We start from the raw sequence: 13,410 nt of genomic DNA on the forward strand, positions 1-13,410 counted from the left end.
ATCACTAAGAACATCAATTGCAATGTTCTTAGATTACATCTTATGCTGACTTTTTGCTTAAGTTGACACCAATGAGCAATGCTGTGCCCCTACGAAAGATATGGTTTTTAACCTTATTCATATTTGGTATTTATTGTCAATGCGTAAGTCCTATTCTATTAGAATGCGCTACGCAGGTTTATCTGACCAAACCTGCATTAACTCTTTTCTAGAGACATAACGGATGTCAATGCCTGGGTCAGCAAGTATATATTTCTTACCTTTTTGACCATACAAAACAACCCAGTGAGTACCTCTCCAGTGAATAATTGCTGGCAGTGGCGCTTGGGTCATCTGGTCTAATATTTCATTAGATGCTCTGACAGAGCGTGCATTAAAACCAAGCGTCCCGCTAACAATGTTGTTCCTAATTGCCTAGTACCTACCGCTCCCCGGATGCGATTTAGTGTAAAGTTACGCCACCAGTGTTTGGCAATAGAAGCAAGACAAGCAGCTCCACAATCTTCTTCGCTATGTTGTGTAACAACTTGCTATTTCATTTCACACTCCAGGAACCAATAACATTGTGAGAAAACCCAAAAAAATAGCAGGGTTTTACCCCTGCATACAGTAGTGCTTATTCCCTATTCGACTACTCAAAGATAAGCAGTATTTTCCGAAAAAAGCGCTACAGAAACAGATTGACTGTGGCTATGAAACAACAGTCAATCGGAATTTGTGAAGTTTGTTGAAGAAAAGTCGATGCATCGTCATAAATGTATGCTAGGATAATTGCGCTCAAGAAATACCTAATTGCTGGTAGAATTAAGTCGATTAGCAATTCAGGTACGTGTATTAAGTAACTTAACCTGTGGCAACAGGGTAAGTTACTTAATAGGCGAGGCTTTATTTCTCTGAAGGCGCAGTTAATCCGGTCTTGACGTTTATTGTTTCGCTTCTACTAAACTTCATAAGTTTGCCTAAGGCGATGAATTTAGGCGCGTGCGCGGTTGCGTACGCGGAAGCTGTTTCTATTTCCGGAATTTGCAATTGCCGTGGCATTCTGAGCTACGTCTCCATCATTTCCCTCAGCTACATTTACGGCAACGGCTTGATTAAAATCAAAAAAACCGCCACCAGAGAGGTTGGCTTCTTCGTTAGTGGTTAATGCAGTAAACAATGTGCTTTGCATAATCTTAGTTCTCACTTGATTGTTGGGATGTTGGGATTAAAGTCATGTCACTCCAAAGTCATAGATATAAACGTAAAAGAGTATATTCAGTAACTTTTTTGTGCTGCTAAAGGATTGACTGTGGCTATCAAACAACAGTCAACGAAAATTTGTGAAGTTTGTTGAAGAAAAGTCGATGCGTCCTAATAAATGTATCTTCGGATAATTGCGAGCAAGAAATACCTAATTGCTGGTAGAATTAAGTGGATTAGCAATTCAGGTACGTCTATTAAGCAACTTAACCTGTGGCAACAGGGTAAGTTACTTAAAACGCGAGGCTTTATTTCTCTGAAGGCGCAGTTAATCCGGTCTTGACGTTTATTGTTTCGCTTCTACTAAACTTCATAAGTTTGCCTAAGGCGATGAATTTAGGCGCGTGCGCGGTTGCGTACGCGGAAGCTGTTTCTATTTCCGGAATTTGCAATTGCCGTGGCATTCTGAGCTACGTCTCCATCATTTCCCTCAGCTACATTTACGGCAACGGCTTGATTAAAATCAAAAAAACCGCCACCAGAGAGGTTGGCTTCTTCGTTAGTGGTTAATGCAGTAAACAATGTGCTTTGCATAATCTTAGTTCTCACTTGATTGTTGGGATGTTGGGATTAAAGTCATGTCACTCCAAAGTCATAGATATAAACGTAAAAGAGTATATTCAGTAACTTTTTTGTGCTGCTAAAGGATTGACTGTGGCTATCAAACAACAGTCAACGAAAATTTGTGAAGTTTGTTGAAGAAAAGTCGATGCGTCCTAATAAATGTATCTTCGGATAATTGCGAGCAAGAAATACCTAATTGCTGGTAGAATTAAGTGGATTAGCAATTCAGGTACGTCTATTAAGCAACTTAACCTGTGGCAACAGGGTAAGTTACTTAAAACGCGAGGCTTTATTTCTCTGAAGGCGCAGTTAATCCGGTCTTGACGTTTATTGTTTCGCTTCTACTAAACTTCATAAGTTTGCCTAAGGCGATGAATTTAGGCGCGTGCGCGGTTGCGTACGCGGAAGCTGTTTCTATTTCCGGAATTTGCAATTGCCGTAGCATTCTGAGCTACGTCTCCATCATTTAGAACAGCTACATTTATGGCAATGGGAACATTAATATCCGCAAACCCACCAGAGAGGCTGGCTTCTTCGTTGGCACTTAATACAGAAAACAATGTGCTTTCCATGATTTTAGTTCTCGCTCAATTGTTGGATGGAATTTAAATCACATCACTCTAAAGTAATAGATATAAACATAAAGTGTATATTTAGTAACTTTTTTGTGACGTTAAATGTATTATACGCCTCTTGCTCAAAAGGTCAAGCAGCCAAGTGTTTAAGAAATGTGTATTACACATCTGGATCAAAAATATTACATAGTTATTTTTTATACAACATTATTTAAAAGTTAATTTTTTATTTATCAAAAAATCGTAGTCGTCAATATATATTGATATAAATAAAACGGTCTAAAAGCTTAATTTTGTCAAAAAATGTATAATTGCAGCTAATTGCGTATTAATACTGGTAAATTAACGAAAATCCACAGACTTAAAGATATAGTCAAGTAAACAAAACGAATTTTTTATACGGTTCGTACTTAAATAAATTTATAAAACTCAAAACTGCGATTCCGCATTTTTGAGTAAGTATTTTCATCTAAAAATGTTATTTCTGCAATTATTTTATACAGTATAAATTTGAGTAAATATAATTTCTTTTAATATATAAATGTTTAACTTTGCTGAAAGATTTATTAATTTGAAAAAAGCTTTATATTGCTTACATAAATATTTTGCAAATAAATAAAGAAAGGATAAAATTTTAAATAAAAATTATAAAGATTTGGTATTATTATAATTAATAATGCATAATGCGCTAATTCTTATTTAGAGTTAGCTGTATATCAACATTATATTTTAATACTAAGTAGGTCAGCACGATAAAACCCATGTATATTTAGTTTTGTAAAAACTCTGAAATCACTGATTTATAAGCTGTTTGCTGATTTTACATTTCGTCACGTAGGTTGATTTTTTAACGCCGATTTACTTAAACGCCGTGTACAACTTCACTCTCAAACCTAACCCCCAACCCCTTACGCCAGGTGCTTCAAGTCGGCGGAGCCGCCCAAGGCACTGGCTTCCCTACTAGTGTTGGGGAGCAAGAATCAAAGCCTCTCTCCGTGTCCGGGATCTCACTTTTTAGCCCGATTATAATACTCTCACGAAATAAAAATAAAAAACCTTGATTTTCATTGGCTTGATGAATTTAGGGGTAGGCTGGGGAGGCACTCGCGCTCTGGTGAAGAGAGTTGAACGAAGTGGCGTTTGAGGAACGTAGAAGTCTGTGAATTTGAAATTGATGAGTAAGCAAGTTTGTAGTCAAGACTTTAGTCCTTATTTAGTAAGCACTTAAGTGCTTACTACAAATTCTTCATTACTAGCTTGAGATTTATTTTGAGAAAAGCAAGGCTGTTAAAGGATTTGTCGGCTGATTGAGAAGACACATAGAGACAAGGAAAATCCCCCTTGTCCCTACATTCAGTCGATTCAACGCTCTTGAGTTGCCAAAAATTGACGCAAGCTCAATAAACTCAGCGTTTGACCCAAATTCAAGGGCAAAATTGAAACTCCTTCCAAGCGAGATTGTACCCAACCTTCTCCCCAGTACCATTCGTGGAAGCCGTCAATACCTCCGCTGAGTACTAAGCGGAGACAGTTGGATTTTACAACATCTACTTGATGATGAATCGAGACTGGCCCAGTCCAGGTAGTAAACTGGAATCCTGGAAGCAGTTCTTCTGGCATTCCTGGCGCAAAGCGTTGCCCTAAGAGCCATTTTTCTAGTTGCACCGGATGCAGCAGACTGTCACGAATTGCATCTGTTGATGCTTCGATTTCGATCCGCAGTTGGCTTTGTTGAAAATTACCTAGCATTTTTATAGGATTACCTAAAGGTGAGCGATCGCTATTTCTAATATTGCAAATAGTTTTTGTCATTAGTCATTAGTCCTTTGGACTTTGCAAATAAATAATCACTAATGACCAATGACAGCCGTTTATTTGCGTAACACCCCACTACGTCACTTTTCTGGCAGCAGAGAACTTAGAATAGAAAAAGTGAACTTGTTAAGAAATGTAAGGTTATTCATGGCGGATCAGTTAATTCGTGCAACAGCAGCCGAAGGTGGAATTCGTGCCGTAGGTGTGATCACCACACGTTTAACAGAAGAAGCACGGGAGCGTCACAAGCTTTCCTATGTGGCAACGGCAGCACTGGGTCGGACTATGGCAGCAGGCTTGTTAATGGCTTCTAGTATGAAGCGAACTGGGTCGAGGGTCAACGTTCGGGTGAAGGGCGATGGACCCTTGGGCGGCATATTGGTAGACGCTGGCTTAGATGGCACGGTACGCGGGTATGTCGGGAATCCATCTGTGGAATTGCCTCCTAATGCCAAAGGTAAGCTAGACGTTGGTGGTGCAGTTGGTGGCGGCTACCTCTACGTTGTGCGCGATATCGGTTATGGTTATCCCTACTCTAGTACGGTTGAACTAGTTTCTGGCGAAATTGGCGATGATGTGGCTCATTATCTGGTGAATTCCGAACAAACACCTTCAGCTTTAGTTTTAGGTGTGTTTGTGGGAGCAGGTGGAGTAACTGCGGCGGGAGGATTACTGGTGCAAATATTACCCAAAGCTGCCAGAGACGAAGCCTTAGTAGAAACCTTGGAATCACGAGTTGCTGGTCTAGCAGGATTTACGCCATTGTTGCAAGCTGGGAAAAATTTGACTGAAATCTTTGGCGACCTGTTGGGAGACATGGGGCTGGCAATCTTTCCCGAACGGCAAATGCTGCGCTTCCACTGTGGTTGTTCTTTCGATCGCGTTTTGGGGGCACTGAAGATTTTGGGAGAAGCCGAACTGCAAGATATGATTATTAAAGATGATGGGGCTGAAGCAACTTGCGAGTTTTGCGGCAACGTCTACCAGGCAAGTAGCGATCAGTTAGCTCAACTAATTGCCGATTTGCAAGCTGAATCTACTGTTTCAGGATAAAGTATAAACTAGCACTGATTTTTGAGATTGTTAATGGTATTCTGTAGAGAGAGTTGAAGAAGAATGCAGAATCCAGAATCCAGAATTCACCAATCTTTCAGTCGGGGATTGGGACCCACGACTGAATTGTTGCACCACCAAAAATTCTAGTTTTGTGGGGGTGCAAAAACGCCGATTATTCATCCGCCAGTACTTCGACAGAGCTACGTAACCATCGCACAGAATACCCAACTGAATTCTGACTCCTGACTCCTGAATTCTGTTCGATAATCAAAAAAGTAGCTTTTTAATTACGAGAAAGTTACTATGGCAACAATGGAATTATCAAGCTAAAACAGAGCGCTATTCAATTATTTTGGTGTGAGAGATGACAGAGCGGGATATTCCAGACAGTTGGTCTTCAGCCAGTGGAAAAAAGCCAGATCAAAACAAAAGATTATCCCGAACAGAACAATTCGGTGAAACTCAACCATTTGATGTCCCAGCTACTGGTTCTACCTCCAAGTCAGTGAAGCGGCGAAAAAAAAACGATACGGAAGGATTACCTATAAATAGTCATTCAGAAGAAACTACCCAACTCAGTAAAAGCTCTGGGAAATGGCCAGGCTGGATGAAAAGCTGGGTATTGTGGTCAGTACTGTTAATGTTAATTCCCGGCAGTGTCGGATTATTGGCAATGGCAATGCTGCTGAAGTTGCCAACTGCCCCTAATTGTCCCTCGATTTTCTGGCCTCTAGCTAGTGCCTCTGTGCGGCTACACTGCGCTCAGTTAGCGGCTTCTAAAGAGACAGTGAGCGACCTATTGCAAGCGATCGCTCTGGTGAAGGAACTACCACAAAATCACCCGTTGCATGGAGAAATTGATCGTTTCATCGAAGAATGGTCACGGGATATTTTGAAGTTAGCCGATCAAAGTTTCCAAACAGGGAATTTAGAGGAAGCGATCGCTACTGCCCAGAAAATACCCCAAGACGTGGCGGCTTATAAATTAGTCGATGAGCAAATTGGCAAATGGCAGTCGATTTGGTCAAAGGCAGAAGCGACATACAACGGTGCGATCGCCGAAGTAAAGGAACGACACTGGCAATCGGCATTCATGTTATCCGCTAAAATGCTGCGCGTAGACAATCAATACTGGGCGAGTACTAAATACGACCAATTGAATCGTCTAATTGCCTCAGCGCGGGAAGATGGGGATAAGTTAGGAAAAGCTGAAAACTTAGCAAGTAGTAAAGTAGTCGATAATTTATTAGAAGCGATCAATCTAGCTGAGTCCATAGGGCAGGAAAGTTACATTTACGAAAAAGCTCAGGCAGCGATTCCCGTATTTGGACGCCAAATGTTGGAATTGGCACAGTCAAAACTAGATAAGCGGGATGCAGATGAGGCGCTGAATATTGCCAGACAAATACCGGAAAGTGCAAAACTACAAGCCGAAACAGATGACTTTATCGCCATAGCTGACGCGAAAAAGAGTGCTTGGATCGGTAATGTTTCTGGTTTAGAGGCTGCGATCGCCCAAGCACAACAAATTGATTCCACAAGACCAGTGTATAACGAAGCACAGCAACTGATTGCTCGTTGGCAGTTGGAAATTGAAGATGTTGCCAATCTAGAAAAAGCGAGAATATTGGCTAGTCAGGGAACAGTCCCTAATTTAACAGCAGCGATCGCCCAAGTGGAGATCATCCCTGCTAGTAACCCCAGGGCCGCAGAAGCTAGGCAAGAGAGCGATCGCTGGCGTGCCCAAGTGGAGACAATTGAAGACCAACCTTACTTAGACCGCGCCGAACAGATCGCTATGTTTGAGGATATTAACTCTTTGCAAGCTGCGATCGCTCAGGCCAGCGAAATCCGTAGAGGTCGTGCATTATATGCAGAAGCACAGAAAAAAGTTCGGACTTGGATCGGAAAGATTCAGCGAATTCAAGACCAGCCCTACTTGGATCAAGCCCAAGAACTGGCTCAGAGTGGAAATCTCACCGCCGCCATTAGCGCAGCTCAACAAATTGCCTCGTCGGGAAGGGCGCTTTCACAAGACGCACAAGCTGCCATAAATGATTGGGAAGGGCAAATCCGCACTAGAGAAAACTGGAAAAAAGCCCAGGAAGTGGGGGCGGCTGGTACGCCAGAAGCCTTAGTTGAGGCAATACGGCTGGCAGATCGGGTTTCAAACAATAGCATCTTACGTATGGATGCAAATCAGGCTATTGACCAGTGGAGTCAGCAATTGTTAGAAATAGCACGCTCTCAAGGTCAGTCTGATATTGCCAGAGGGATTGACATTGCCAAATCTATTCCACGCAATAGTGCTGCTTACAGTCCGGCGCAAGAGCAAATTAAGGCTTGGCAGCAATTTCTCAATCCTCAACCGCAGCCTCAGCCTCAGCCTCAGCCTCAGCCTCAGCCGGAATCTCTACCATTTCCTCGATCAACTACTACTAATGGGCAATAATATACAGCAGTTTTCATTTATTTGAACCACACATATTGTAGGGGCACAGCAATACTTATGCGTGTCCACTTAACCTAAAAGCCAGTCTATAACCAGCTTTTAAGATTGTCTCGTTCCCAGTCTCTGACTGGGAATGCCCCTCATTGAGGCTCCGCCTCCGTAACTTGCGGCAGAGCCACCAGGAACTGCATTTCCAGCCAGAGGCTAGAAACGAGGTTTTAAAGGAGTTTTTGGCTTAAGTTAACAACAATGAGCATTGCTATGCCCCTACCGCGTGGTCTATTTATTCCCCGATCGCTTCTCCCCATTCTTTAATTACAGAAAATAGTGATGAGTAATCATCATCAGCAAATGACATTTTCACGGCTGTTTGCAAGATTTGCCGCACTCCTTTAATACTGCTGAGATCCAAATTCTGAGATTTCGCTTCAGAGATAAACAATTCTGTATCTTTAAGCAAGTGTTTTGTGGGGAAATTGGGATCAGCATAATTGCCATCCAACATCCGTTGTAGCTTTGTGTCAAAGGTAGGTGCGTAGAATGAACTGTCGCGCAATATTTGCATAAATACATCCACATCGACACCCTGACGCTGGACAAAAGCTAGACTGAGAGCAAAACTAGTTGTTAGGGAAGCTATTAGTTGATTTAGTGCCAATTTGAGCGCCGCCGCAGATCCCACTGGCCCTATAAGTAAAGGTTCTGTCCCAAAATTTTGGAGTAACTTGAAGTGGCGTTCATATTGTTCGGGTTCGCCGCCTACCATAACGCTCAACTTGCCAGCTTTTGCTTCCGGGATACTCCCTAATACAGGTGCTTCTAAATACTCACCACCACCACCAACAACTGCATCTCTAATTTCCTGGCTTTCTGTGGGAGTAATTGTTCCCATTTGGATGATCGTGCGTCCTTCCAGAGTTTGCCAAGCCGTATCTGAAAGCAACACGTTATAAATGGCCGAGGCATTAGTAAGCATGAGGATGACGCACTCAGCAGCACGAATGGCGTGGCGCGGATGTGTGACAATTTCAGCCCCAGCTGCTTGTAGTGGTGCTAATTTTTCTGGGGTGCGATTGTAGGCAACTAGCTGTATATCTGCGGCTAATAACCTTTGAGCCATTGGTAGTCCCATCAGTCCAGTTCCCAGAAATGCCACCTTCATTTTTTACGTTCCTTTAATACAGCGTCAAACAATTTTGGATTTTGGATTTTGGATTTTGGATTTTAGATTGACCCCCAAGGCTATTTCATTCTCATCTAGTCCGCCTCAGAATGAATTCTGAGTCTAATAGCACTCATTCGTCTAAAGACGACTAAGAAAAGGCTATAGTCGGTTTCAACTGACTTTAGCTATGAGCGCTGAACTTCAGTTCTGGGCGGTTTCTGTCTAGAACGAAATAGCCCTGGATTGACCTCACCAATCAAGTCACTCGCTCTGTCATTTAAGTTTCCCTACTTTCTAACTCTTGGCAATCAACCACCAGCAGCAAAAGTCGCCATAATTATCACTGAAAGTAAAATACCTGGAGTAAGTAAGGTTATTAGCATTAGCAGGTCATGAGTAGTCATAATTATTACTTTTGTAGTGTGTTTAACTTTACAGTAATCACTATTATGATATTTTAACTTTTGAAATTTACGTTTATTCTGGCAGAGTCAATCCTTTTAGTGATTGAGAAATTTCTGTCTTGTCCAAACCTTTGCTCTGAATTAGGACTCCAAAACCACCTAGTCCTGTGGGATCTATAAGTTGGTGTAGTGCATCCCGCCGCTTTAGTAACTGTGAGAGGGATTGCTGTTGCTCAGAAAGGGCTGCAATACGTTCGCCTAAGCCCAACGCCATCAAAAATAATCCCTGCTGGATAAAACCAACATTCTTTAAATTGCACTTCTGACCCCAGCGTTCCAAGGCTGTAAAGTCAACATGGGCTGTGATATCTTGGCTTCCAATATTGATATAGGGGTTGTCATGGAAACGGTGATGATAATAACACTGTAGCGTTCCTTGCGATCGCCTGGGATTATAGTAACGACTTGCGGGGTAGCCATAATCAATTGTTAACACATAGCCGCGCTGCAAGCGGTCTGCTACTATACTCAACCAGTCTAAAGCCGCTAAATTAATTTCACTGCGATAACCATCTGGATATGCACTTTCGGCAAAGTTTATTTGCACTAAATCCAAATATTCACCTAGTTGGGGCGTTGAAAGTTCCCCTGTGACTTCTACAAATGCAAAATTTGACCTCTCCCCCAACCCCTCCCCTATGAGGGGAGGGGAGAAAGATTCCCCCTTAGCTTCTAGGGAAGGGGGTTGGATTGTCACATAAATTTCTCGGAGTTCTCCCGTTTCTAGAATGAATTGATGCACGGGAAATGCGTCTACTAACTCATTAGAGAAAAAGCAGCCTGCGATCGCATTCGGTGGTATTTCTTCAATATTGCACCAACGCACAGGTAAATCTTGCAAACGTTGCTGCTGTTCTTGTCTTAAAGTTGGGGACTTTTCAACAATGATGTACTCCAGCGCCGTAAAAAAATCTGGGTAGCGTCGCTGATGATATTTAAGGATATGCAATGCCAGCAATCCTTGACCTGCTCCCATTTCTACCAGAGAAAAGGGTACAGGTTTTCCTAAAATCTCCCACATTTGCAAAAATTGTTCTGCTAGTAACTCGCCAAAGTCAGCACAGAGGTTTGGAGAGGTGAAAAAATCACCACCTTGAAAGCCAATTTTAACTGCATCGCTGGAATAGTAGCCGTGTTCAGGGTGGTATAATACCATCTCCATGAATTGGGCAAAAGTAATTCGTTGTTGAGGAGTGGTGGTAATGTGATTTGCGATCGCTGTACACAATGCTGGATTTGAATCCATAAAATTTGGGATTGGGGAGTAGAGAAAATAAATGAATTATGAATGATGCACTGTACAAACGAATCATCCTGTGTATTAGCGTAAATACGTCGTTTCAGCTTTTTAACGCAAAGGCAAGAACCGGACTTGTCCTTCCCATTCCCCTTCTAGGCTACATTCATCTAACAACAAAATTTCCTCGATCGCTAAACCAACCGAAACACGACGACTAATCTCGAATAACCCAGGCATTGCCAAGCCAGCTTGCAATCGTTCATAGGCAAAATTTGTCATCGTTGCTAGATCGTGAGTTAACGTGAGTTCGACAAGTTTTATTTGACCTCTCAAGAGCAGCCCCTCTCCGATGCGGAGAGGGGAGCAAAAAGCTGAATTTTTCGTTGCTCCTCCCTTTCCGTTTCGGAGAGGGAGGCTGTCCGGGAGAGGTTCATCGAACTCACGTTGAGTTAGCACCACACGCTCGTTTTGCGCTGCCCATTCCAATACAGTTGCATCGTCTATTTCAGTCAATCCAACATCCTGAACACGGACAATATCAATATTACTGTTACGACGCAGAACACCACGGACAATCTGATTGTTCAAGTTTTCGTCAGCCAAGAAACGCAGCATAGTAATTTACGCTTGCGGGTTGCGTCTTGCTAATAGCCGATCGCGCACTCCCATTGGGTTAAAATTCTTTTCAGCTTCCTGTTGCACCTCTGTGGCAAGTCTTTGACGCTCTAGAAGGTAGGCATTAACTTCGGCTTGGTGTTGCAAGTAATAACCGATTACGAAATAGACATCAGAAAGATGAAGCGATGGGTACTGTTCCTTAATCTCTTCTGCTGTAGCCCCTTCAAGGAAAGCTGTAACGACTGTATCTAAAGTGACGCGAGTTTTGTTGATGCGAACAACGCCATTTGCATCAGTTACAAGTGGAATCGGCGCAACAGTAGGAATAAGTAGCATTTTAATATTTGGGCTGTGCTGTTTTCCTATCTTCAGGATAAGGGATTTCCAACAAATCAATTATTCAATCTTGTAGGGTGGGCATCTTGCCCGCCTTTGGCTATGGGCGGGCAAGATGCCCACCCCACAAGAAGTAGTTGAGTATTTTTTTATTTATCAGTCCCTAAGCCAAATCTAGAAGCAGTCCTCTAGCTCAAGACATTTGCTAAAAAGCAATTTGCTATCTAGCCACTCACCAACGACACCAGTACACCATTAAGATCGCGGACACGAGCAATTGTTTGTCCCCAAGGCTGAGTTTTAGGGGCATCTAATGCTTTTGCGCCTGCTCCTATTGCTTTCATATAAGCGCTGCCAACATCAGGAGTGATAAACGATATCTGGATTAATGCTGGTGGTTGTGTAGCGTCGTTAGCATGGAAGCCGCTAGGAAATAACTTTTGTGCTTCGCTACTAGAGGAGAAAGCTAGTGTAGTATTTCCGGTTTCGATTTCCGCCCAGATAAAATGCCCCCGATCTTCGAGACTGCGACGAACCAAACCAAAAGCTTTTTCATAAAACTCAACCGTCTTAACTACATCCTCTACCCAGATGACCGTGTAACCAAATTTCATAATTCTTTCTCTTTATTTATTAGACAAGCACAATAGTTACTTACAACAGCTTTCATTTAATTAAACTACATATATTGTAGGGGCACAGCAATGCTCATACCCCGGATTTCTCACAAAGGTTTAAACGATTAGCCTAAAACGCTTATGCCACTTAGACTTGAGATAAAATACCCCGTTCACATACTGCTGTGATTCGTGCAGTGTCTAAAACGCTCAAAATCTAAGCCTGATAAAGGTTTGGTAATAGCGATCGCAAAGCTTGTGAGAAATCCGGGATACGTGTCAACTTAAGTTAAAATGCTTATCCCACAGGCGTTTTACCCCACACGCCAGATGGTCAACTTGGGGAGACCCCAAGACCGCACTGGCTCCCCTTAATCCCCTCCCCGTGAACGGGGAGGGGAGATTTTGTCGCTAGACAAAAGCGGGGTGGGGTTCCGAGGACTTAATTGGTAATTAAGTAGGCTTGATATAACCTCATTGCGAGGCTTTCACGTTAAGTTGACACAAATGAGCTTTTTCTGTGGCCCTAATGTGCCCCTACCGCGTGGTGTATTTAGCTGAAAATTGCTGTAAACTGTATGCTGTATGCGAGTTCAATACACAGCAGGTTAGCTTTCTAATATGTAAGGGGCTGTTGCGAGAGTTTGCGCCCCTGTTTGCATCATTTCTATATCTGATGGCGACCAATCATGAGGACTTTGGCAGTGATGTGCTGCTAACAATCCCCATAATCCTCTAGGAATCAAAATTGGTACAACTAAGTTAGCGCGAACCTGCATATTGCTGAGAAAATCTCGGTGACAAGGCTCGATTGGCTCTAATTGAATATCAGCGATCGCTCTTGCCCGTCCTGCTAAGTATAAAGCAGCATACTCATCATTAAAACAATCATCTGGCCCAGTGGAACCAAGTATTGAGAATTCTTTAGAACTCAAAGATTCAAAAGTTACCTGTCCTTGCCACCGTCCATAAAAATAATACAACACCACGCGATTAACCTGAAGCGATTCTCGGAGTTGATTAGTTGTTTCCCGGACTAACTCATCGCGCTGCATTGTTCTGACAAGGCGATCGAGCAATTGTTGCAAACCCTGTTCAAGGCGATCGCAGTTCTGGTTAAAATCTGAGTGAGAATGAATTTGCACAGTTCTAAAATTACAACTAAGTAAATGCTGCTGAATTTATATACTAATTTATCAGACCTTATATAAATACATTCTTCCATTTATACCAACAATTCATTTTACCCTAACCCCGTCCTACCAA

General features: G+C 42.5%; 12 protein-coding genes and 1 pseudogene. 2 read left to right on the forward strand and 11 right to left on the reverse strand.

Annotation, left to right across the window (positions count from 1 at the left end):
- Positions 1 to 180: 180 nt before the first annotated feature.
- From V7K27_RS32235 to V7K27_RS32255, 5 genes and pseudogenes are all read right to left on the reverse strand, one after another.
- Positions 181 to 530 (reverse strand): annotated as a pseudogene (locus V7K27_RS32235) (cysteine peptidase family C39 domain-containing protein); the annotation flags it as partial.
- Between the two features lie 443 nt (positions 531 to 973).
- Positions 974 to 1,171 (reverse strand): hypothetical protein, encoded by a 198-nt coding sequence (locus V7K27_RS32240; RefSeq protein ID WP_334952721.1) that lies wholly within the window; start codon positions 1,169 to 1,171, stop codon positions 974 to 976.
- A 407-nt stretch (positions 1,172 to 1,578) separates the two neighbouring features.
- Positions 1,579 to 1,776, reverse strand: a complete 198-nt coding sequence (locus V7K27_RS32245; protein ID WP_334952721.1) for a hypothetical protein — start codon at positions 1,774 to 1,776, stop codon at positions 1,579 to 1,581.
- A 407-nt stretch (positions 1,777 to 2,183) separates the two neighbouring features.
- Complete coding sequence (locus V7K27_RS32250; protein WP_334952722.1) at positions 2,184 to 2,378, reverse strand: hypothetical protein; 195 nt, start codon at positions 2,376 to 2,378, stop codon at positions 2,184 to 2,186.
- A gap of 1,365 nt (positions 2,379 to 3,743) precedes the next feature.
- The gene (locus tag V7K27_RS32255) at positions 3,744 to 4,130 is read right to left on the reverse strand and encodes a hypothetical protein (RefSeq protein ID WP_334952748.1); all 387 of its coding nucleotides are present in this window, start codon (positions 4,128 to 4,130) and stop codon (positions 3,744 to 3,746) included.
- Positions 4,131 to 4,343: 213 nt separating this feature from the next.
- Between V7K27_RS32255 and hslO the strand changes: the two genes are divergently transcribed.
- Both hslO and V7K27_RS32265 read left to right on the forward strand, forming a co-directional pair.
- Positions 4,344 to 5,249: an Hsp33 family molecular chaperone HslO gene (hslO, locus tag V7K27_RS32260; protein ID WP_334952750.1), complete on the forward strand. Its 906-nt coding sequence runs from the start codon at positions 4,344 to 4,346 to the stop codon at positions 5,247 to 5,249.
- Between the two features lie 367 nt (positions 5,250 to 5,616).
- A complete protein-coding gene (locus V7K27_RS32265) occupies positions 5,617 to 7,704 on the forward strand; it encodes a chromosome segregation ATPase (RefSeq protein ID WP_334952723.1) in 2,088 nt (695 codons plus the stop codon).
- A gap of 283 nt (positions 7,705 to 7,987) precedes the next feature.
- Here the strand turns inward: V7K27_RS32265 and V7K27_RS32270 are convergent, their stop codons facing one another.
- From V7K27_RS32270 to V7K27_RS32295, 6 genes are all read right to left on the reverse strand, one after another.
- Complete coding sequence (locus V7K27_RS32270) at positions 7,988 to 8,866, reverse strand: NAD(P)-dependent oxidoreductase (RefSeq protein WP_334952724.1); 879 nt, start codon at positions 8,864 to 8,866, stop codon at positions 7,988 to 7,990.
- A gap of 480 nt (positions 8,867 to 9,346) precedes the next feature.
- Complete coding sequence (locus V7K27_RS32275; RefSeq protein WP_334952725.1) at positions 9,347 to 10,579, reverse strand: class I SAM-dependent methyltransferase; 1,233 nt, start codon at positions 10,577 to 10,579, stop codon at positions 9,347 to 9,349.
- A 102-nt stretch (positions 10,580 to 10,681) separates the two neighbouring features.
- Positions 10,682 to 11,188: a DUF5615 family PIN-like protein gene (locus tag V7K27_RS32280; RefSeq protein ID WP_334952726.1), complete on the reverse strand. Its 507-nt coding sequence runs from the start codon at positions 11,186 to 11,188 to the stop codon at positions 10,682 to 10,684.
- A gap of 6 nt (positions 11,189 to 11,194) precedes the next feature.
- Positions 11,195 to 11,527 (reverse strand): DUF433 domain-containing protein, encoded by a 333-nt coding sequence (locus V7K27_RS32285; RefSeq protein ID WP_334952727.1) that lies wholly within the window; start codon positions 11,525 to 11,527, stop codon positions 11,195 to 11,197.
- A gap of 224 nt (positions 11,528 to 11,751) precedes the next feature.
- The gene (locus V7K27_RS32290) at positions 11,752 to 12,141 is read right to left on the reverse strand and encodes a VOC family protein (protein WP_334952729.1); all 390 of its coding nucleotides are present in this window, start codon (positions 12,139 to 12,141) and stop codon (positions 11,752 to 11,754) included.
- 611 nt (positions 12,142 to 12,752) lie between these two features.
- Positions 12,753 to 13,289 carry a GAF domain-containing protein gene (locus V7K27_RS32295; RefSeq protein WP_334952730.1) on the reverse strand — a complete coding sequence of 179 codons (537 nt, stop codon included), beginning with the start codon at positions 13,287 to 13,289 and terminating at the stop codon, positions 12,753 to 12,755.
- Positions 13,290 to 13,410 lie beyond the last annotated feature (121 nt).

It is taken from the genome of Nostoc sp. (genome assembly GCF_036919575.1).
Lineage (GTDB): Bacteria > Cyanobacteriota > Cyanobacteriia > Cyanobacteriales > Nostocaceae > Nostoc.